20 protein-coding genes and 1 pseudogene are annotated in these 20,929 nt (G+C 71.1%); 10 read left to right on the plus strand and 11 right to left on the minus strand.

What is annotated here, in order from left to right:
* Nucleotides 1-2 precede the first annotated feature (2 nt).
* From IE325_RS27615 to IE325_RS27630, 4 genes are all read right to left on the minus strand, one after another.
* Nucleotides 3-779, minus strand: a complete 777-nt coding sequence (locus IE325_RS27615; protein WP_190072787.1) for an NPP1 family protein — start codon at nt 777-779, stop codon at nt 3-5.
* A 144-nt stretch (nt 780-923) separates the two neighbouring features.
* Nucleotides 924-1,904: an ATP-dependent DNA ligase gene (locus IE325_RS27620; protein WP_190072788.1), complete on the minus strand. Its 981-nt coding sequence runs from the start codon at nt 1,902-1,904 to the stop codon at nt 924-926.
* A 74-nt stretch (nt 1,905-1,978) separates the two neighbouring features.
* Nucleotides 1,979-2,665, minus strand: coding sequence for a response regulator (locus tag IE325_RS27625; RefSeq protein WP_190072789.1), 687 nt, complete (start codon nt 2,663-2,665; stop codon nt 1,979-1,981).
* Nucleotides 2,666-2,815: 150 nt separating this feature from the next.
* Entirely contained in the window at nt 2,816-3,970 is a 1,155-nt protein-coding gene (locus IE325_RS27630) for a sensor histidine kinase (protein WP_190072790.1), read from the minus strand.
* A gap of 200 nt (nt 3,971-4,170) precedes the next feature.
* On the opposite strand from IE325_RS27630, the gene IE325_RS27635 reads away from it, so the two are divergent.
* The 3 genes from IE325_RS27635 to IE325_RS27645 are packed head-to-tail and all read left to right on the plus strand — an operon-like array spanning nt 4,171 to nt 6,153.
* Complete coding sequence (locus IE325_RS27635; protein ID WP_190072791.1) at nt 4,171-4,815, plus strand: TetR/AcrR family transcriptional regulator; 645 nt, start codon at nt 4,171-4,173, stop codon at nt 4,813-4,815.
* A 44-nt stretch (nt 4,816-4,859) separates the two neighbouring features.
* Nucleotides 4,860-5,597 carry a response regulator transcription factor gene (locus IE325_RS27640; RefSeq protein WP_190072792.1) on the plus strand — a complete coding sequence of 246 codons (738 nt, stop codon included), beginning with the start codon at nt 4,860-4,862 and terminating at the stop codon, nt 5,595-5,597.
* 34 nt (nt 5,598-5,631) lie between these two features.
* Entirely contained in the window at nt 5,632-6,153 is a 522-nt protein-coding gene (locus IE325_RS27645) for a MarR family winged helix-turn-helix transcriptional regulator (RefSeq protein ID WP_190072793.1), read from the plus strand.
* Between the two features lie 53 nt (nt 6,154-6,206).
* Here the strand turns inward: IE325_RS27645 and IE325_RS27650 are convergent, their stop codons facing one another.
* Nucleotides 6,207-7,352, minus strand: coding sequence for an MFS transporter (locus IE325_RS27650; RefSeq protein WP_190072870.1), 1,146 nt, complete (start codon nt 7,350-7,352; stop codon nt 6,207-6,209).
* Between the two features lie 87 nt (nt 7,353-7,439).
* Here IE325_RS27650 and IE325_RS27655 point away from each other — a divergent pair, with 87 nt between their 5' ends.
* The 4 genes from IE325_RS27655 (at nt 7,440) to IE325_RS27670 (ending at nt 11,524) form a co-directional block, all read left to right on the plus strand.
* Nucleotides 7,440-8,186: an AraC family transcriptional regulator gene (locus tag IE325_RS27655; RefSeq protein ID WP_190072794.1), complete on the plus strand. Its 747-nt coding sequence runs from the start codon at nt 7,440-7,442 to the stop codon at nt 8,184-8,186.
* Between the two features lie 86 nt (nt 8,187-8,272).
* Complete coding sequence (locus tag IE325_RS27660; protein WP_190072795.1) at nt 8,273-8,653, plus strand: DoxX family protein; 381 nt, start codon at nt 8,273-8,275, stop codon at nt 8,651-8,653.
* The gene (locus IE325_RS27665) at nt 8,650-9,108 is read left to right on the plus strand and encodes a peroxiredoxin (protein ID WP_308437686.1); all 459 of its coding nucleotides are present in this window, start codon (nt 8,650-8,652) and stop codon (nt 9,106-9,108) included. Before IE325_RS27660 ends, IE325_RS27665 begins: the two co-directional genes overlap by 4 nt.
* 76 nt (nt 9,109-9,184) lie before the next feature.
* Nucleotides 9,185-11,524: a SpoIIE family protein phosphatase gene (locus IE325_RS27670; RefSeq protein WP_190072796.1), complete on the plus strand. Its 2,340-nt coding sequence runs from the start codon at nt 9,185-9,187 to the stop codon at nt 11,522-11,524.
* On the opposite strand, the gene IE325_RS27675 is transcribed toward IE325_RS27670, so the two are convergent.
* Nucleotides 11,525-11,962, minus strand: coding sequence for a cupin domain-containing protein (locus tag IE325_RS27675; protein ID WP_190072797.1), 438 nt, complete (start codon nt 11,960-11,962; stop codon nt 11,525-11,527).
* A gap of 108 nt (nt 11,963-12,070) precedes the next feature.
* A complete protein-coding gene (locus tag IE325_RS27680; RefSeq protein WP_190072798.1) occupies nt 12,071-12,901 on the minus strand; it encodes an aldo/keto reductase in 831 nt (276 codons plus the stop codon).
* Nucleotides 12,902-12,996: 95 nt separating this feature from the next.
* Here IE325_RS27680 and IE325_RS27685 point away from each other — a divergent pair, with 95 nt between their 5' ends.
* Nucleotides 12,997-14,061 carry a LacI family DNA-binding transcriptional regulator gene (locus IE325_RS27685; protein WP_190072872.1) on the plus strand — a complete coding sequence of 355 codons (1,065 nt, stop codon included), beginning with the start codon at nt 12,997-12,999 and terminating at the stop codon, nt 14,059-14,061.
* Here the strand turns inward: IE325_RS27685 and IE325_RS27690 are convergent.
* From IE325_RS27690 to IE325_RS27705, 4 genes are read right to left on the minus strand one after another with little or no spacing between them, the layout of a single operon-like run.
* Entirely contained in the window at nt 14,024-15,427 is a 1,404-nt protein-coding gene (locus IE325_RS27690) for a glycoside hydrolase family 32 protein (RefSeq protein ID WP_190072799.1), read from the minus strand. The genes IE325_RS27685 and IE325_RS27690 overlap by 38 nt on opposite strands.
* Nucleotides 15,424-16,278 carry a carbohydrate ABC transporter permease gene (locus tag IE325_RS27695; protein WP_190072800.1) on the minus strand — a complete coding sequence of 285 codons (855 nt, stop codon included), beginning with the start codon at nt 16,276-16,278 and terminating at the stop codon, nt 15,424-15,426. The genes IE325_RS27690 and IE325_RS27695 overlap by 4 nt, the downstream gene beginning before the upstream one ends.
* A 15-nt stretch (nt 16,279-16,293) precedes the next feature.
* On the minus strand, nt 16,294-17,247 hold the full coding sequence (locus IE325_RS27700) for a carbohydrate ABC transporter permease (protein WP_190072801.1): 954 nt from the start codon (nt 17,245-17,247) through the stop codon (nt 16,294-16,296).
* On the minus strand, nt 17,244-18,653 hold the full coding sequence (locus tag IE325_RS27705) for an extracellular solute-binding protein (protein WP_190072802.1): 1,410 nt from the start codon (nt 18,651-18,653) through the stop codon (nt 17,244-17,246). Before IE325_RS27705 ends, IE325_RS27700 begins: the two co-directional genes overlap by 4 nt.
* A 194-nt stretch (nt 18,654-18,847) precedes the next feature.
* On the opposite strand from IE325_RS27705, the gene IE325_RS27710 reads away from it, so the two are divergent.
* Both IE325_RS27710 and IE325_RS27715 read left to right on the plus strand, forming a co-directional pair.
* Nucleotides 18,848-20,380 (plus strand): glycoside hydrolase family 32 protein, encoded by a 1,533-nt coding sequence (locus IE325_RS27710; RefSeq protein WP_373315231.1) that lies wholly within the window; start codon nt 18,848-18,850, stop codon nt 20,378-20,380.
* A 73-nt stretch (nt 20,381-20,453) separates the two neighbouring features.
* A pseudogene (locus IE325_RS27715) lies at nt 20,454-20,774 on the plus strand (TauD/TfdA dioxygenase family protein); the annotation flags it as partial.
* Between the last annotated feature and the right edge of the window lie 155 nt (nt 20,775-20,929).

The raw sequence follows: 20,929 nt of genomic DNA on the forward strand, positions 1-20,929 counted from the left end.
GATCAGGCGTTCGGGTCGAAGGAGATGCCGGACGGCTTCGCCGACGCCAGGTGGGACGCGAAGTTGCCGTCCTTCAGACCGAAGTTGGCGCTGCCGAAGTCGTAGGCGACGAGCTTGTCGCGGATGCCGGCCGGGTAGCCGTTCCAGCCGACCAGCGGCGGGTACTGCCAGGTGCCCTTGTGGTTCTCCGGCGGCTCGTCATTGGAGCCCGCGAGCCGGAAGCAGTGCGTGCTGACGCCGTCCTTGTGGTACACGATCTTGGCGTGGGTGCCGTCGAAGCGGACCGAGGACGCCGGGCTGACGGTGAACGAACCGTGGTTGGACGTCGACACGTACTGCACCGCGTTGTTCTGCACCCACACCACGACGTGCTCCCAGTCGTGCCGGTGCCCGCCGATGCTGCTGCCCGCGATCGCCTGGTCCTTCTCGAAGTACAGGCCGTACATATAGGCGCACCAGCCGTTGTTGCACTTGTAGCGCGAGTACCCGTTGGTGTTGTCCAGGTCCGACGCGTCACGGCAGTTGCCGTTCAGGGCGCCGGTCGGGTTCAGGCCGCCGTTGACGGTGCCGTCCGGGCCGATGGCCGGGGTGGAGTAGCAGCCGTCGGTGTCGTAGTCGTAGGCCGGCTGGTACGTCTGCTCGCCGGACTCGGCGTTGGCGGGCAGCGCCCCGGGCGGGGCGGCGAGGGCGACGCTGGGGAAGGCGATGACGAGCGCGGCGGCACCGGCCAGACCGGTGAGCCATCGGTTGCGGTGCGTGCGGAACGTCTGTGACGGCACAGCGTCTCCTCAGGGATCCTGGCGCAGCCCAACGGCTGTGTGGGGGAAGGGGAGTTCAGGATCCCGGGAATTCACTTACGCGCCAAGAGTCACGGGCGTACCAATGGTGAAGCGCAGCGCAACAATTTCCGCCGGAGCTGTGCGTCAGACGTCGTCAGGGAGTTGGGCCGCCGAGTCGTGCGGTGTCAGGTCCGGCCTGAGCCGCAGCCAGGACGGTTGGCGCAGGAGGCCGGAGCGGGTGCGGACGCTGTAGCGGACCTCGCCGACCAGGCGGGGCAGCACCCAGTGCGCGCCCGCCACTTGAGGGACGGGCTCGAAGGGGCACGCGTCCGTCGCCGCCGCCCGCAGCAGTTCGGCCAGTTCCGTGCGCTCGGCCTCGCTCCAGCCGGTGCCCACACCGCCGACGTACCGCAGCCGCCGGTCGGCCGCGAACTGCCCGACCAGCAGCGCGCCCGGCAGCCCCGTGAGCCGTCCCTTGCCGGGCAGCCAGCCGCCGACGATCACGTCCTCGCTGTGCATATTGCGGATCTTGATCCAGGAACGGGAGCGCACCCCGGGCTCGTACAGCGAGTCCAGCCGCTTGCACACCAGCCCCTCAAGGCCGTGCTCCCGAGTCGCTGCCAGCGCCTCCGCGCCGCGTCCCACCAGGGCGCGTGGCGTCGACCAGAACGGCCCCTCCAGGCCCAGCTCCTCCAGCCGCCCGCGCCGCCGGGAGTAGGGGACCTTGAGAAGGGAGCGGCCGGCGAGATGCATCACGTCGAACAGCACCAGATGGACCGGGGTCTGAGCGGCCATCCGGGCGGCCTTCGCGGGCGCGTGCGCCAGACCCATACGGGACTGGAGCAACTGGAAGTCGGCACGCCCCCGTTCGTCCAGGGCCAGGATCTCCCCGTCCAGTACGGCGGCGGTGGCGCCGAGCGCCTCGCCGAGCGGCCCCAGTTCGGGGTAGGCGGCCGTGATGTCCTCGCCGGAGCGGGCGCGCAGCAGCAGGGTGCCGTCGCCCGCCAGATAGACCACCGCGCGCTGGCCGTCCTGCTTGGTCTCGTACGCCCAGCGCGCGTCCTGAGCGGCGGGCGGCAGGGCGCCGGGCGTGGCGAGCATCGGGGGGATCAGCGGCAGACTCACGGGTCAGTCTTCGACGGCCCCGCCCGTCGCCACGCGCCCTTACGCCCGATTTCCCCTGAACGGAGGCCCGGACCTCACTGCTCCCCACCCGGCGGCACGGCCCGCACCAGGCCCGACTGATAGGCCATCACCACCAGTTGGGCACGGTCACGGGCGCCCAGCTTCGTCATGGCGCGGTGCACATGGGTGCGCACGGTCAGCGGGCTGACGTACAGCTTCTCGGCGATCTCCTCGTTCGAGTGGCCCTCGGCGACCCACGCCATGACCTCCCGCTCCCGGGCGGTGAGGGCGGCGAGGTGCTCCGGCGCAGGGGACTGCGAGCTCTCGGCGGGGGACGCCAGGAACCGGGTGATCAGGGTGCGGGTCGCGGTGGGGGAGAGCAGCGACTCACCGGCGGCCACGGTACGGATGCCGTCCAGCAGGACATCCGCCGTGACGTCCTTGCCGAGGAAGCCGCTCGCCCCGGCCCGCAGCGCCTGCGCCACATACTCGTCGATCTCGAACGTCGTCAGTATCAGCACCCGCACCGCAGTGAGCTCCGAATCGGCGACGATCGCCGACGTGGCGGCGAGGCCGTCGGTGCCGGGCATACGGATGTCCATCAGCACCAGATCGGGGCGGTGGGTCCGGGCGAGGTCGACGGTCTCGGCGCCGTCGGTGGCCTCGGCGACCACCTCCATGTCCGGGCAGGAGTCGATCAGGATCCGGAAGGTGGCCCGCAGCAGGGCCTGGTCGTCGGCGAGCAGTACACGGATGGTCATGAGCGGGGTTCTTCCGGTTCCGGGACGGTCGGCTACAGCTTCCAGGGAACGGCCGGCGATGTCGTCATGCCTCCGCCGACAAGCCGCTACTCGGTACGCAGTACGTCCGATGCGGCAGGTCATCCCCCAGGGGGAGTGGGGGCCCGGCGCTCACCACACGCACGGCAGGTCCACCTCGATCACCGTCGGCCCACCGGCCGGGCTCGACACCCGTACGGTCCCGTCGAGCGCCGCGACCCGCCGCCGCACCCCGAGCAGGCCCGACCCGCCCGACTCGTCCACCCCGCCCCGGCCCTCGTCGGCGACGGTGACCCGCAGCCCACGCCTGGTGCGCGCGAGCCGGACGGTGGCCGTCGGGGAGCCGCTGTGCTTGGCCGCATTGGTGAGCGCCTCGGCCACCACGAAGTAGCCGGCCGCCTCCACCGCGGCGGGCGCCCGCGGACCGTCCTCCGCCAGCCCGTCCACATCCACCGTGACCCGCAGTCCGCTGCCCGCCGTCAGTGCCCGCACCGCACCTGTCAGACCCCGGTCGGTCAGGATCGGCGGATGGATGCCGCGCACCACCTGCCGCAGCTCGACCAGCGCCTCCTCGGCCTGCGCCTGGGCGTCGTCCAGCAGCTTGCGGGCGGCGTCCGGATCACGGTCGTAGGCACGCTTGGCCAGCCCGATCCGCATCGACAGCGACACCAGCCGGGCCTGCGCCCCGTCGTGCAGGTCCCGCTCGATCCGGCGCAGCTCGGCGCCGTGCGCGGCGATCGCGTCGGCCCGGGTCGCGGTCAGCTGCTCGACCCGCGCGGTCAGCAGCGCGTTCGGCGACGGCCTGAGCAGCGCCGTCGACCAGCCGGCCTCCAGATCCGCCAACCGCACGATCCAGGGCAGGACGACGGCCCGCCGGCGCAGCAGCCCGCACCCCACGCCGTCCACGACCAGCCCGATCGGCCACAGCGGCAGGGCGAGGAACACCAGCGCGCCGTACACGTAATAGGCGGCCATCCAGCGCAGATCCAGCAGCGTCCCAGGATCGCGCACCGCCGTGCGCAGCCGCTCGGTCAGCGTCCCGTCGATGGTCCGGTACGCCTCGGGGATCTCGCGCCCGGTCCACGCGGTGGTCAGCCGCCGCTTCGCCCCGGCGATACGCCGGACGAGGATCACCGTCTCCGGCAGCAGCCAGCAGCCGACGACCGTGACCGTGCCGACCGCCGTGATCAGCAGCACCGTGATGAAGAGGTAGAGCAAGAAGGCCATCGCGGCGGCGAGCAGCAGATGCACCGTCGCGCGTCCGGCCCTGCCCATCGTCGCCCGCATGCCCCTCACGCTAGGCGCCCCGAGCCCGGCGCGCGGGGGTGCGGGCACCCGGGGTGCGGGTGTAGCCCGCTCCACCATGCGCACGTCCCGCCCTACGTCCTGTTCAATCAAGTGACTTAGATTGTAGGGACGTGAAGCCGTGGCGGCTCGACGGGACCGGCCGCCGACGCGCGGTGTGAGGTCCCGGTGCGGTGGTGAACATGGCAAGCAGGACGCTGCGCGAGGAACAGTCCGGCGCGACCCGGGAGCTGCTCCTGACCGCGGCCGAGCGGCTCTTCGCCGAACACGGCGTGTACGCGGTGTCCAACCGCCAGGTCAGCGAAGCCGCGGGCCAGGGCAACAACACCGCGGTCGGCTATCACTTCGGCACCAAGACCGACCTCGTACGCGCCATCGTCCGCAGGCACTCGACCCGCATCGAGGAGATCCGCGCCCGCCTGGTCGCCGACCTCGCGGACCCGGACGACGTACGCGGCTGGGTGGACTGCCTGGTCCGCCCCTCCCTCGAACACCTCGCCGCACTCGGCAGCCCCACCTGGTACGCACGCTTCTGCGCCCAGGTCGTGGCCGATCCCGCGCTGCACCGGATCATGGTCGAGGAGGCCCTCACCTCCCCCTCCCTCCAGACGATCATCGACGGCCTGAACCGCTGCCTGCCGGATCTTCCGGCCGAGGTTCGTGTCGAGCGCGGCGAGATGGTCCGCCATCTGATCGTCCATGTGGCGGCGGAGCGGGAGCGGGCTCTCGCCGAGCACACACCGACGCCACGGTCCACGTGGGACGCGGCTGCCACGGGCCTGACGGATGCGGTGATCGGCATGTGGCTGGCACCGGTGAGTGCGTGAAGGAGGGCCACTGTGAAAGCGGCATTCGGCGGACGAGGGCGGTTATGAGCACATGGCAGCCGACCCCGGCACTCAAGGCGGCCCGCCTCGCCAGGGGCGCCGGCCAGCACATCCTCCTCGTCGCAGCGGAGCCAATCCTCACCGAACTCCTCTCCACCACCCTGGAGCTGGCCGGCTACCGCATCAGCCTCACCCCCTCCGGCACCGACGCCCTCGCCCAGGTCGTGAGTCGCCGCATCGACCTGGTCGTCTACGACACCGACATCCCCGACCAGGCCGACTTCGGCCGGGACCGCCGCCCCGAACTCCCGTACCGCCCGCCCGTCCTGCTGCTCACCGAGTGCGACTCCCTGCCCCGGCTCGTGCCCGAACTCGGCCTGGGGAAGCGGGACTACGTCACCAAGCCCTTCCGGGTGGCCGAGGTGCTCGCCAGGATCCAGGTCCTGCTCCGCGACACCCGTCCCGGCCCGTCCCGCAGCGACCCGATGCACTACGGCGACCTCGTCCTGGACGACACCGTGTGCCGGGTCCGACGTGGGGCGCGGCCCCTCGACCTCACGCCCGCCGAGTACCGGTTACTGCGCCATCTCCTGGTCAACGCGCACCGCGTGCTGTCCAAGGAGCAGATCGGCCGCTATGTCTGGGGCGACCATCGCTGTGACAACGCCATCGAGCAACTCGTCTCGCGTCTGCGCCGCAAGGTGGACCGGGAGACCCCGGTGCTGATCCACACCCGCCGTGGCTTCGGGTACTGGCTGGGCCGGGCAGACTCCGCAAATTAGTTGAGTTACGCAATGAGACGGTAAAGTGGCCTGCATGTCCACACCACCGCTCCCCGAACTCCCCGCCACGCCCGCGTCCCCGGAAGTGGTCGAGATCGAGCGCGCGCTCACCCGCATCACCTATCTGAGCACGCGCGCCCGGCAGCACGAACGGCTGATGGCGCTTGCCGGTGTGCCGCTGGACCGGGCGGCCGTGGCGCTGCTGCGGCAGATCGCCGACTCGGAGCCGCTGCGGCCCGGGGAACTGGCGGCGCGGTTGGGTGTGGAGGCGTCGCACGTCACGCGTACGGTGCAGCAGCTTCAGCGGTCCGGGTATGTGACCCGGGTCCCGGACCCGCAGGACCGTCGCGCTCAGCGCATCGAGCTGACCTCGGCCGGGCAGGAGGCGATCGCTCGGGTGCGGGATGCGGGTGCTCGGGGGATGCAGCTTGCCTTGGCCGACTGGAAGCCGGAGGAGTTGGGGCAGTTGGCCACGCTGTTTCATCGCATGGTGGATGACTTCCTGGCCCATGCGATCGACGATGACGGTGAGCCGGCGAGGCAGGCTGTGACCTAGGTCGTTGTATGGCTGCGGGGCCGTTGTGGCTGGTCGCGCAATGCCCCGCGCCCCTAGACGGCGCTGCCGACACCGGCGTGTACAGGCTGAGGTGTGATCGGCTCCCGTAGACCACACAGCAGCAGCCGCCCCACCACCGGCAGCGCGATCAGCGGCACCAGCGCCGTCCGCAGCGACGTCGCGTCGGCCAGCGCCCCGATCGCCGGTGCCGCCAGACCCCCCACGCTCACCGCCAACCCCAGCGTCACCCCGCTCGCCGTGCCCACCCGCCGAGGCAGATAGTCCTGGCCGAGCGTGACGTGCAGGGAGAAGGGGACGTACAGGCCGGCCGACGTCAGCGCGACGAACAGATACACCGCGGGCCCGGGAACCAGCACCACCCCGGCCACCGCAGGCACCGACAGCGCATACGCCTGCCGTACGACCGTGAGCCGCCCGTACCGTTCGGCGAGCCGGCCCCCGGCCACGGTGCCGACCGCGCCGCCCGCGTAGAGCACGCACAACGCGACCGTGCCGGCCACCTCTCCACCGCCGGCCCGCTCACGCACGTACAGCGAGACGAAGGCGCTCAGGCCGACGAACACGATCGAGCGGCACATGATCGCGCCGGACAGCCGTAGGAACGACGGCCAGTCGTCGGAGCCGAGAGCTTCCGAGCCCCTCTCCGCCGTCGTGCCGCCGCCCGCCGTCGCGCGCACCGCCGCCGCGCACAGGGCCGCCCCGACGACGGCCGGAACGAACAGCAGGGGAGAGGCCCCCAGGCCCCCGGTCGCGATCACCGCCGCCACCAGCAGCGGGGCCAGGGCGAAACCGACGTTGCCGCCCAAGGCGAACCAGCCCATCGCCGTATGGCTGCCCCGCGAGGCGACGCGGGCCGTACGGGCTGCCTCCGGGTGGTACGCGGCGACCCCGATCCCGGACACCGCCACCACCGCCAGCGTGAGCGCGTAGGAACCCGTCACGCCGCTCAGCGCCACCCCCGCGCCGCCCGTCAACGCGCTCAGCGGGAGCAGCCACGGCATGGCCCAGCGGTCGGTGAGCGCACCGAACAGCGGCTGCACCACCGATGACAGCAGGGACGCGGCGAGGACGACGCCGGAGGCGGCGGCGTAGGTGCAGGCGCGCTCGGCGACGAAGAAGGGGACGAGGGCGGCGACGGCGCCCTGGTACACGTCCACGCAGGCGTGGCCCAGGGACATCAGCGGGATGGCTCGATTGCGTTTCTCGGACACTCGGCGATCGTCCCCGCCCGCGTCCTTGGCTCGCTTCCGATAATCTGCCGATGTATGTCGAACATCCGCCATGCGCCCACCGCGCCCACTCGCGCCAAGGTCCTGGCCGCCGGGGAACGCATCGACGCGCACCGGCACGACGACCACCAGATCGTCTACGCCGGTTCCGGCGTCCTCGCCGTCACCACGGACGCGGGGACCTGGTTCGCGCCCGGCAACCGCGCCATCTGGGTCCCGGCGGGAACGGCGCATGCGCACCGCGCCCACGGTCATCTCGATCTGTACCTCGTCGGTCTGCCCGCCGACGACAACCCCCTCGGGCTGGACGCCCCCACCGTCCTCGCCGTCGGCCCGCTCCTGCGCGAGCTGATCCTCGCCTACACCCGGGACCCCGACGACGACAGCCCCGAGCGGCTGCGGCTGCTCGCCGTCCTGCGCGACCAGCTGCGGGCCTCGCCCCAGCAGCCCCTGCGGCTGCCCACCGCCACGGATCCCCGGCTGGCCGAGGTCTGCGCGCTCGTCCACGCCGATCCCGCCGACCCGCGCACCCTCGCCTCACTGGGCGCCGCGACCGGCGTCGGTGAGCGCACTCTCAGTCGGCTGTTCCGGAGTGAGTTCGGCATGACCTTCCCGCAGTGGCGCACCCAGTCGCGCCTCTATCACGCGCTGCGTCTGCTGGCCGAGGACGTCCCCGTCACGACCGTCGCCCACCGCTGCGGCTGGTCCTCCGCGAGCGCCTTCATCGACGTGTTCCGCCGCTCCTTCGGGTACACGCCGGGAACCCACAACCGCCGTACGTAGAGCCGCCGATGAGCGGGGAAGGGGCGGGTGCACCCGGGGATCTACCCTCCGGTAGCATCCGGCGGCAGGCCATCCAAGGAGGATCTGTGCCCCGGTCCCAACGCTCGCCCTTGCTGCTCGCCGGCCTCCTGGCCACCGCGGGCATCACTCACTTCGCCTCCCCACGCCAGTACGACGCGCTGGTGCCGAGCTCCCTGCCGGGATCGCCCCGGACATGGACGTACGCCAGCGGTGTCGCCGAGCTGGCGCTGGCGGCCGGGGTGGCTCTGCCGCGTACCCGCAAGGCCGCCGCGCTCGCCGCGGCCGCTTTCTTCGTCGGGGTGTTCCCCGCGAACGTGAAGATGGCCCTCGACTGGCGCGACCGGCCCGCCCCGCAGAAGGCCGCGGCCTTCGGGCGGCTGCCGTTGCAGATCCCGCTCGTGCTGTGGGCACGCGGCGTCGCCAAGAGCACGGAGGGCCGGGCATGAGCGCGACTGTGCAGGTCGGCGACAAGATCGAGGACTTCACGCTGCCGGACGAGACCGGCACCGACCGCAGCCTCACCGAGCTGCTCGCCGAGGGGCCGGTGGTGCTGTTCTTCTACCCGGCCGCCCTCAGCCCCGGCTGCACCGCGGAGGCCTGCCACTTCCGTGATCTCGCCGCCGAGTTCGCCGCCGTCGGCGCCCGGCCCGTCGGCATCAGCGGGGACGCGGTCGAACGGCAGCAGCAGTTCGCCGACCGTCACACCCTCGGCATGCCGCTGCTGTCCGACGCCGACGGGGCCGTACGGGAGCTGTTCGGGGTGGCACGCGGCTTCTCGCTGGCCCCCACCAAGCGGGCCACCTTCGTCATCGGCCAGGACCGTACCGTCCTGGAGGTCGTCCGCAGCGAACTGCGGATGAACACCCACGCCGACCGGGCCCTCGCCGCGCTGCGCAAATAAGCGGCACCGGGGCAACCGCCCCGGCTTCCCGGCGTCGCGGTTGATGCGGTGCGGCCGAGGACTCATGCTGGACGTCATGGAGCGCGTCTTGGCCGTGGCGATCCTCGATGCCCAGGGTGTGGTCAAGGGGTGGACCGAGGGTGCCCGGCGACTGACGGGCCGCACCGCCGAGGAGGTCGTGGGACGGCCCGCGCGGGACCTGCTCGCCGAGGAACCCCCACCCGGGGCCGTGGCCGCCCTGACCGGCACCGCCGTCCTGCGCCACCGCGACGGCTCACCGGTACCCCTGGTCCTGCGGGCGCACGCCCTGCTCGGCGCCGACGGCACCCCCGACGGCTACACGGTCACCGGCGAAGCACCGGCAGGACCGCAGTCCGACCTGGGCGAGCGGGCCTTCCAGCAGGCGTCCATGTCGATGTCCGTCTTCGACACCCAGCAGCGCTATGTACGGGTCAACGACGTCGCCTGCCAGGTGATGGGCGTACCCGAGGACGTCCTGATCGGCCGGCACTTCCCGGAGACCGTCGAGGACGCCGAGCACAGCCGCGGCTTCCACTGGCATCTGCGCCAGGTCGCCGAGACCGGCCGACCGAGCCGTTACGAGAGCTTCACCGGCGCCCCGGCCCTGAACCGGGAGCACGCCTGGAGCATCGAGATGTGGCCGGTGCGGGGCGTCGGCGGCGATGTCGTGGGCACCGCCCTCGCGGCGTTCGACAGCTCCGACCAGTACTGGGCGCGCCAGCGCCTCGCCCTGCTGAACGAGGCCGCCGCTGCCATCGGCACCACCCTGGACGTGGTGCGCACCGCCGAGGAACTGGTCGGCATCGTGGTGCCCCGGTTCGCCGACTTCGCCAGCGTCGACCTGTTCGACTGGGTCCTGGGCTCCGAGGAACCGCCCGCGCTGGCCGGCACGGACATCGCCCTGCGCCGCGTCGCCCACGCCTCCGGCACCGAGGGCACCCCGGAGGCGGCCGTCCACCTGGGCGAGGTGGACTACTACCCGCCGTTCTCCCCGCCGGCCCGCGCGATCCTCGACAGCCGCGTGATGCAGGGCCAGGCGGGCGAACCGGCGTTCATGCGGTGGGTCGCCGAACGCAACGCCCGTGCCCCGGCCGGCCGCCGGCACCGCGTCGGCGCCCACTCGATGATGGCCGTACCGCTGCGGGCCCGCGGCACCACGCTCGGCGTCGCCGTCGCCGTGCGCATCCGGCAGTCCGACGACTACGGCGCCGACGACGCCGTGTTCGCCGAGGAACTCGCCAGCCGGGCCGCCGTCTGCATCGACAACGCCCGCCGCTTCGCTCGCGAACGCACCACGGCGCTCGCCCTCCAGCACAACCTGCTGCCCCGGGGACTGTCCGGACAGGCGGCCGTCGAGGTGGCCCACCGCTACCGGCCCTCCGGCTCCCAGGCCGGCATCGGCGGCGACTGGTTCGATGTGATCCCGCTGTCCGGCAGCCGGGTCGCCCTCGTCGTCGGTGACGTCGTCGGACACGGCATCCCGTCCTCGGCCACGATGGGCCGCCTCTGCACGGCCGTACGCACCCTCGCCGACGTCGACCTGCCGCCGGACGAACTCCTCACCCACCTCGACGACCTGGTCACGCACCTGGCCGGTGACGACTCCGACGAGGTCGCCGAACTCGGCGCCACCTGCCTCTACTCCGTCTACGACCCCGTCTCGCGCTGCCTCACCCTGGCCGCCGCCGGGCACCCGCCACCGGTCCTCGTCCTGCCCGACGGCAGCACCCAGGTCGTCGAGATGAACGCGGGACCTCCGCTCGGCGTCGGCGGGCTGCCCTTCGAGGCGATGGAGGTGCAGCTGCCCGAGGGTGCCCTGGTCGCCCTGTACACGGACGGTCTGATCGAGGACCGCGACCGCGATATCGACCACGCCACCGCCGAGCTGTGCCGAGCCCTGACCGCGCCCGCCGAATCCCTCGACGCGCTGTGCGACAGCGTGCTCAAGGCCGTACTGCCGGAGGACCCCAGCGACGACGTGGCCCTGCTCCTCGCCCGCACCCGGGCCCTCGGCGCGGACCGCATAGCCACCTGGGACGTACAGCCCGATCCCGAGCAGGTGGCGGCCACCCGGCAGGCGGCCACGGACCAGCTGACCGCATGGGGACTGGACGAGGCGGCCTTCGTCACCGAACTCGTCGTCAGCGAACTCGTCACCAACGCCATCCGGTACGGCGCCCCGCCCATCCAGCTACGCCTCATCCGCGATCGCACCCTCATCTGCGAGGTCTCCGACGGCAGCTCCACCTCGCCGCATCTGCGCCGCGCCCACGCCTACGACGAGGGCGGCCGCGGACTGCTCCTCGTGGCCCAGCTCACCCAGCGCTGGGGCAGCCGGCAGACCGGCGGCAGCGGCAAGACGATCTGGGCGGAACAGCCGCTGCCACCGGTGTGATCACTCGAACGGGCAGCCGGGGTTCGGCGCGTCCTCGGAGAACGGCGAGCCGTGCGGCAGGACGTAGAGCACATCGAGGACGACCGGAGTGTCCCCCTCGTTGCGGCCTATGTGCACATTGCCCGGCCCGGCCGGCTCCTGGATGAAACTGCCCTTCGGATACACGCCGTCCGAGGCGCAGGTGGAGTCGTAGTGGCTCAGTGTGCCCTGCTGCGTGAAGGCGTACAGCGGCCCGTCGTGGTAGTGCCAGCCGGTGGCCTGACCCGGCGGGATGGTGATCTCCCGGATGATGTAGTCGGTGTCACCTACGGTCTTCTGGCTGATCGTCCGGCCACTGACACCCGGCCCGGGCGGAGTGGCCTGGGCGGCGGGCCCGGCGACGAGGACGGTGGCGGCGGCCACGGCGCCGGTGACGGCGATGCGGAGCACGGGACGCATACGAGGAGCCTCCTGAGGCGGAAACAATCGTCGCCGTGAACATAGAGGCAGAGACGGGTAGTTGAGGCCGGAACCACAACATCCGCTGCCCGTGTGCGCCCCGCCGCCTCAGAACTCCTCGTGCACCTCCGGGTCCCCGCCGAGCCGCCGAGGGGCCCGGTCGGCGATCGCGGCCATCTGAGTGGCGTCCAGGGTGAAGCCGAAGATGTCGAGGTTGGCGCGCTGTCGCTCCGGGTCCGCCGACTTCGGGATGGGCAGGGCGCCCAGCTGGGTGTGCCAGCGCAGGACGACCTGGCCGGGAGTCACCTTCAGTGTGTCGGCGATGCCCTTGATCACGGGGTCGTCCAGGAGGCTGCTGCCGCGCCCGAGCGGGCTCCAGCTCTCGGTGACGATGCCCTTGTCGGCGTGGAAGGCACGCAGCTCGTCCTGCGGGAACAACGGATGCAGCTCGATCTGGTTGACGGAGGGCAGCACGCCCGTCTCCCGCTGCAGCCGCTCGATGTGCGTCGGCGTGAAGTTGGAGACGCCGATCGAACGGACCAGACCGTCCTCACGGAGCTTGATCATGGCCCGCCAGGAGTCGACGAACTTGTCGACGCGGGGGAGCGGCCAGTGGATCAGATACAGGTCGACGTACGCGACGTCCAGGCGCCGCCGGGACTCCTCGAAGGAGGCGAGGGTCTCCTCGTAGCCGTGGTGCCGGCCCGGGAGCTTCGTCGTCACCACCACCTCCTCGCGCGGGACGCCGCTCGCGGCGATGCCCCGGCCGACCCCCGTCTCGTTGCGGTAGTTCGTCGCGGTGTCGACCAGGCGGTAGCCCAGCGCGAGGGCGTCGGCCACCGCCTGTTCCGCCTGTGCGTCGTCCATCGGCCAGGTGCCCAGACCGATGCCGGGGATCGTCGTACCGTCATTGAGCGTGTGCAGCGGAATGCTGATCACTGTCGGACCTTCCCTCGACTGTGCCGTACACCCAGCGTCACGGATAGGGTGAGGATTGATCAACCGGACGGGCGGGGACGAGGGTGGGCGACCAGATGGGCGGCACCGAGGAGAAGCAGGCGTCGGGGTCCGGGCGTCCGACGTCACGGGACGTCGCCCGGCTCGCCGGGGTGTCCCACACCGCCGTCTCCTTCGTCTTCAACGGCCGCGCCGAGGGCAACCTCTCGCCCGCCACCCAGGAACGCATCCGCCGCGCCGCCGCCGAGCTCGGCTACCGCCCCGACCCCGTCGCCCGCGGCCTGCGCCGCCGCCGTACGGCCGTGATCGGCCTGGTCACCGACGAGATCGCCTCCTCGCCCTTCGCGGGCCGGTTGCTGCGCGGCGCCATGGAGACCGCCTGGGACAGCGAGCACCTCGTCCTGACCATCGACTCGGGCGGTGACGCGGCCAAGGAGGACGCGGCCGTCGCCGAGCTCCTCGACCGGCGCGTCGACGGCATCATCTACGCCGCCATGTCACTCCGCCGCGTCCGCGTCCCCGAGGGCCTGCACCGCACCCACTCCGTCCTCGCCAACTGCCTCCCCGAGGACGACTCCCTGCCCGCCGTCATCCCCGCCGAGCGCGCGGGCGGCCGTACGGCGGCCCGGCTGTTGCTGGAGGAGGGGCACCGCAGGGTCGCCATGGTCGGCGGCCAGGACGACATCGCCTCCGTCGACCGGCTCCGCGGCTTCAGGGACGCGCTGCGCGCCGAGGGGATCACCGTCCCCAAGGAGTGGGTCGTCAGAAGCGGCGGCGAGATCAGCGGCGGATACGAGGGCGCGATGCGCATCCTCGAAGGCGTCCCCGCCGACCAGCGCCCCACCGGGCTCTTCTGCTACAACGACCGGGTCGCCGCGGGCACCCTGCACGCCGCGACCCGACTCGGCATCACCGTCCCCGCCGAGTTGTCGGTGGTCGGCTACGACGATCAGGAACACATGGCCGAGTTCCTGACTCCGCCCCTGACCAGCGTCGCGCTGCCGCACCGGGCGATGGGCGACGCGGCGGCGAGGCTCCTCCTCGACGCGATCGAGACCGGCCGGACGCCGCCCGCGACGGTACGGCGTCTGGCCTGTCCGGTGATCAGTCGTGCGTCGGTGGGACCAGCTCCCAGCCGGTGACGGCCGTCGCTGAACCGGTGACGGCCAGCTCGGGCACATCGCCCGGCCGCCGGTAGACCCGCTCGGTGACCGTCGCCCGATCGTCGACGAACAGCTCCAACAGCGAGCCGTCGACCAGGATCCGCACCTCACCGGCCGGCGCCCGCACGACGATCGGCGCCGATCCCTCGGGCCCTGTCCGGGGCCAGTCACCCCGGTCGAGCGTGACGGTGCCCTCGTCCGGGTCCAGCAGCACCGTCAGCTCCGCGCCCGAGGCGGACCGCAGCAGACTCACGGTCGTGCGGCCGGACGCGGTGACATTCAGGTCGTACGCCTCCGGCAGCAGGGCTCCACGACCCGCCGCCGTGACGAACGGCTCGGCCGCGCGCAGCAGTTCCAGCTCCGGAGCCGGTACGACCCGAAGCGCGCCGTCGGCATGGACGTCCACCACGCGCGGCGCGGTCAGAACCCCGGCCCATCCGGCGCGATCGACCTCGCTCTGCTCCCGTGCCTCCCAGGACCAGCCCCACATCAACGCCCGGTCCGGCTCCTGCAACACGGCGGGCGCGTAGAAGTCCCGCCCATGGTCCAGCTGTCCGCCGGTGCGGGGCGAGAAGCGCAACCCTCCCTCGCCGTAGGGCTCCAGACGCCCCGTCAGATATCCGGTGGAGCTTGGGTCCCCGTCCCACAGCGACACCACCAGCACCCAGTCACCGCCGCCCGGCGTCACGTACAGCTGCGGGCACTCCCAGCCCACCGCCTTGTCGCCGAACACGTCCATCGCGACCGGGTCGTTGCCGTCGAGGAACACCCCGGCGAACCGCCAGTCGGCCAGGTCGTCGCAGTCGTACAGCAGCACCGACGCGGTCCCGTCCGCGTGCCCCGCACCGACCAGTGCCCAGCGCCGGCCGCCGCTCCTGAACACGAACGGGTCGCGGAACATCACCACGTCCAGTTCGGCGGGCGGGCCGGTCACCACCGGGGTGGGCAGCGGACGCCAGTCGGTGAGCGTCTCGTCCTCCGGCATCAGCGCCCGGGCCAGGCAGATCGAGCCGAGACCGGTGTGCCCCCGGTCGACGCCGGTGTAGACGGCCGTGGGCACACCGTTGTCGTCCACCACACACCCCGACCAGCAGCCCGCCTCGTCGGGGCCGCCGGGTGTCGGGGTGAGCGCGAGCGGATGGTGCTCCCAGGTGACGAGATCGGCGCTGGAGACATGACCCCAGTGGACGTTCGTGTGCACGGGAGCGTCGGGATTGTGCTGGTAGAAGAGGTGGTGGCGGCCCCGCCAACGGAACGGGCCGTTCGGGTCGTTGATCCAGTTGGCGGGCGGACGGACCCTAAAGCGCGGGGCGTTCGGGTCCGTCGACTGAGCGGCGAGGCTCAACGGTTGACTCCTGCGGACGTGATGCCCTCACGCAGAGGGCGCTGACCGACGACGAACACGGCGACGGCGGGGATCATGGAGAGGACGACACCGGCGAGCACCACCGAGATGGAGCCGGTGCCGAGGTTGCCCTGGAGGGAGACCAGGCCCAGCGGCAACGTGTAGTTCTGGCCGGAGGTCTCCAGGATCAGGGGCCGGAAGAACTCGTTCCAGTGGTAGTTGAAGGCCAGCACGCCGACGATCGCCAGGCCGGGCGCGGCCAGCGGGGCGTACACGGACCGGAAGATCCGCCAGGGCCCGCAGCCGTCCAGCATCGCCGCCTCGCCCAGGTCCTTGGGCATGCCCAGGAAGTACTGGCGCATCAGGAAGGTCCCGAAGGCGGTCGGGAAGGCGGGGATGATCAGACCGAGCAGGGTGTCGGTCAGGCCCATCGACTTCAGCACCAGGAACACCGGCACGATGGTGACCTGCAGCGGCACCATCATGGTCGCCAGGACCAGCCCGAACAGCGGCTTCTTGAACCGGAATTCGAGGCGCGCGAAGGCGTACCCGGCGAGACCGGCCGTGATCATCTGGCCCACCGCGATCAGCGCCGTCACCAGGGTGGAGTTGAGGGCGAGCAGCCAGACGTCGAGCTGGTCGAAGACCCCGCGGTACGCCTCCGTCGACGGGTTCGTCGGGATGATGCTCGGTGGCAGGTCGAAGGCCTCGGCGGGCGTGCGCAGCGAGGTGGAGACGGTCCAGATGACCGGACCCAGGGTCAGCAGCGCGCACACGGCCAGCGCGGCGATGCGGGCCCATGGTGCGAGGGAGTGCCGGGTACGGCTGAGGGAGAGTGTCGCTTGGCTCATGAGTGGGTCACCGGCTCACTGGTAGTGGACGAAACGCCGGCTGAGCCGGAACTGGAGGGCGGTGACCGCCATGATCAGCACGAACAGCAGCACACCCACCGCCGAGGCCTCACCGAACCGGAGCTGCTCGAACGCGCTCTCGTAGATGACCATCACGACCGTGCGAGTGGCGTCACCGGGCCCGCCGTTGGTGAGGACGTACGGCTGCTCGAAGACCTGGAGCGCGTTGATGATGCCGACCACCGACGCCACCAGCAGCGTGGGGGACAGCAGCGGCAGCGTGATGTTCAGGTGCTTGCGCAGCCCGGTCGCGCCGTCGAGCGAGGCGGCCTCGTGGATCTCCTTGGGGATGTTGTTCAGACCGCCCACGAAGAGCAGGAACGAGAACCCGAACTGCTGCCAGACATAGACCAGGACCACGGTCGCCATCGCCGCGTTCTCCGACGTCAGCCAGGGCACCGGAGCGACACCGACCAGACCGAGCCCCCAGTTCACGACTCCGAAGTCCTGGTTGAACAGGTACTTCATCACCACCGAGATCGACGCGGCGGACAGCACCAGCGGGAAGAAGAACGCCGACCGGAACACCGATCGCAGCCACACCGGCATCCGCCCGTTCACCGCCAGGGCGAGCACGAGCGCGATCAGCAGTTGCAGCGCCACCGCGAACACCATGAACACCAGCGTGTTGCCGAAGGACACCAGCACCGTCGAATCGGTGAAGACCTCACGGTAGTTGGCGCCCCCGGCGAACGTCGGGTCGTCGATGACGTTCCAGTGGAACAGGCTGAGCACCACGGAGCCGACGATCGGGACGACCGTGAAGACGACGATCCCCACGATCGTCGGCGCCAGGAAGAAGGTGGCCAGCAGCCGGGCACCACGGTCACGGACGGAGGTCCGGGGCGTGGCGGCCGGAGGAGCGGTGGGCTGCTTCGGCCGTACGGCGGAAACCTGGGTGTTCGTCATACGTCACGCTCCATGGCCTTCTCCAGGTCGCTCTGCATCCGGCGCAGCGCGGGGGCCACCGAGCGTCGCGAGGCCAGAGCCGTACCGGTGTGCTTGAGCAGCACCTGCTCGACCTCGGCGACCTGCGGCGGAGCCGGGATCGGCCCGGTGTCGGGGAACTTGTCGAGGGTGTCGTAGAAGACCTGCCAGTGGTTCGGGCCGGTCTCCCGGTAGCGGTCGGCGGTGAGCATCGAGCGGCGGGCGGGGGTGGTCTGGTTGGTCTCGAACAGTCGCATCAGGGTGTCCCTGCGCGCCGCGTACTTGATGAACTCCCAGGCCTCCTGCTGCCGCTTCGAGGTGCGCAGCAGCGCGTAGCCGGCGGCGCCGAACTGCATGCGCTGGGTGCGCCAGCGCGGGAAGTACTGCGCGTCGAAGGAGCCCGCCTTCATCCCGGCCAGATGCAGACCGCCCGCCCAGAAGCCGCCGGCGGGAGTGACGCCGACCCGGCCGGTCGAGAACACGCCGATGAGGTTCTGGCCGTTGCCGCCCTCGGGCCGGGTGCACAGGCCCTCCTGGACGAGGGAGGCGAGATAGTCGTACGCCTCCTCCACGCGCTCGTGCGTGGCCTGCGGGGTCGTCCAGCGGAAGCCGCCCCCGCGCCCCTCGCGCACGGCGGCCGGATAGAAGGAGTCCCACAGCCAGGACCCGCCCGGCGCCTTGGACTCGGTGAGCAGATTGGTGTCGTTGGCGAACAGCCACGGCACGACGCCGCCCCAGAGACGGTTGGTCCAGAAGTACGGGGTGAACTGGGAGCCGCTGGACTTCTTCATGTCCCGCAGCAGCGCGGTGAAGTCGTCGCGAGTCCAGTCGGCGGCCGGGAAGTCGGCGCCCGCCCGCTTCAGCACCTGGTCGTTGAGGTACATGTCGGCCGCGTTGAACTCGACCGGCAGCTGGTAGAGGGAGCCCTCGTACATCATCGACTCCACCAGCGACGGGTGGACGTCGGCGAAGTACTCGCGCAACTCCTCGGCGTCCCGCTTCACCCAGTCGTCCAGCGGGACTCCGAGGCGCTGCGCGAACAGCTGGACGCCCTCGGTGGCGACGTACACCAGATCGGGCGCCGTGCCCGCCGCGATCTGGGTGAGGATCTTCGCGAAGAAGTCGGACCAGTCGACGGCCTGTACGGCGTTGATCCGAAGCTTGATGTCGGGGTGGACCTTTTTGAAGCCCTCGGTGAGGGTGCGGATCGCCTCGGGGCCATAGGCGGGGCCGAGGGTGGCGACGACGAGGGAGCCGTCGTCACGGCCGGGGATGTCGGCTCCGGTGAGCCGGTCCCAGCTGGCGGCGGTACCGGCGAGCGCGGCGGCTCCCGCGCCATAGGCGCCGTACCGCAGCAAGGTGCGGCGGGTGGGTTGCGAGTCGGTCATGCAGCGGGCCTAACTCGTGTTAGTCGAGTAGTGATGCCCCAGATGATGGGAAGCCCGTCACGACCCTGTCAATAGTCCGGAACCACTTGACCTTTAACGAGTTAGGTCCCAGAGTCCTGGTCCACGAGCCGCATCCCGACGACGGCGTCGGGGAAAGGAGTCCCATCGTGCGTGGCGCATTGGGCAGGTCCGCAATATCCCGCAGATCGCTGTTGGCGGCCTCGGCCGGCGCATTAGCGGTGGTCGGTTCGCGGCCGGCGGTGGCGGCCTCGGAGACGGCCGCCGCGTGTACGGGCAGCTACCGTGCCGAGTACCACTTCACCGTCCCCGACCAGTGGATGAACGACCCGCAGCGCCCGGTGTGGATCGACGGCGAGTACCACTACTACTACCTCTACAACCCCGACTACACGACGGGCGGCACGACCGCCGGCACCGCCTGGCGCCTGGCCACCAGCACCGACCTGGTCTCCTTCACCGACCGTGGGATCGCCGTCCCCAAGGACACCACCCCCAACGGTGACGTCTGGTCCGGCTCGGCGGTGATCGACACCGACAACACGGCGGGCTTCGGTGCGGGCGCGGTGATCGTCCTCGCGACGATGGCGCCGGACGATGTCACACAGGCGCAGTACCTGTACTACTCGACCGACGGCGGCCGTACGTTCACGCCGTATGGCACTGGACCGGTCCTGCCGAACCCCGGCGTACGGGACTTCCGCGACCCCAAGGTGATCCGCGACGAGGAGCGCGGACGCTGGGTGATGGCGCTCGCGGAGAACGACAAGGTGGGCTTCTACCACTCGGCCGACCTGAAGTCGTGGGCGTACGTCGGCGGCTTCATCAAGGGGGGCATCGGTGTCCTGGAATGCCCCGACCTGTTCCGCATCCGGGCGGCGGACGGCACCTGGAAGTGGGTGCTGGGCGTGAGCGCCAACGGGAAGGGATCCGGGCTGCCGAGCACCTACGCCTACTGGACGGGGTCCTTCGACGGCACCGACTTCACCGCCGATGCCGCCGATCCGCAGTGGCTGGACCATGGGTGGGACTGGTACGCCGCCGTCACCTTCGAGAAGCGGGCGGCGGACGGCACGCTCGACCCGGCGGCACGGTACGCGATCGGCTGGCTGAACCACTGGGACTACGCCAACACCACGCCCACCCTCGAGTGCGACGGCTTCAACGGCACCGACTCCATCGTCCGCGAGGTCACCCTGAAGCGGGCCGCGAACGGCACGTACTATCTCGCCTCCCAGCCGGTCGCCGCTCTCGACGCCCACGTCTCCCGCACGGTCGACCTCGGCGACCTGGCGGTCGACGGGACCCTCCTGCTCGACTACACGGGCACCGCGTACGAGTTGTCCACGGAGATCACCTGGGACCAACTGACCGGCGCCGGGCTCCAGTTGCGGCGCTCCTCCGACGGCGGACGCCACATCGACGCCGGAATCTACGGCGACTACGCCTTCGTCAACCGCGGCTACACCGTGAGCCCCGACAGCACCGGCCGGTGGCAGGAGAGCAGGAGCCCCTTCGACACGTCCGCCGGCACGGTACGGCTGCGGATTCTGATCGACCGCACGTCCATCGAGATGTTCGTGGACGACGGCCGGTACGTGCACTCGACCGAGGTCTTCCCGGATCCGGCCGACACTGGGCTCGCGCTGTTCACGATCGGCGGTACGGCGGTGTTCCGGAACACGGTGATACGGGAGTTCACGGTCTGAGGCCCTGTCGCCACGGCTGCCGAGCACTGTCACGATCTTTCTGGGACCGGCTCGGACCGGAGCCGGAGCGGACATGACGACGGACAGGGCGGACGGTGTCGAGCGGGTCGCGGGGATCGAGGTGAAGCCAGTCGCCGGGCACATCGGGGCGGAGATCACGGGCGTCGACCTGGCAGGCGAGCTGGACGACGCCGTGGTCGCCGCGATCCGGGCGGCGGTGCCGCGCTGGAAGGTGGCGTTCTTCCGGGGGCAGCGGCTGGATCATGCCGGGCATGTGGCGTTCGCGCGTCGGTTCGGCGAGCCGGTGGTGCTGCGCAAGCGCGGGAGTGCCTCCCCGGTGGACTTCCCCGAGGTCGAGACGACCGCCGACCGGCTGGAACTGGGCGGGAGGTTCTGCGATTCCACGCGCTTGAAGTGGCCGCTCACAACCCTGGACTGTTTCATGAGGGTGTTTCAGACCTCCAGTCGTTTGCGACAACTCATGAAACATGATCGCCACAGGTGGACGGCTGCGCGGCCGGGTGTTTCACGAGCGACCACCTATGAAAC

It is taken from the genome of Streptomyces lanatus, from assembly GCF_014655715.1.
Taxonomy (GTDB): Bacteria; Actinomycetota; Actinomycetes; order Streptomycetales; family Streptomycetaceae; genus Streptomyces; species Streptomyces lanatus.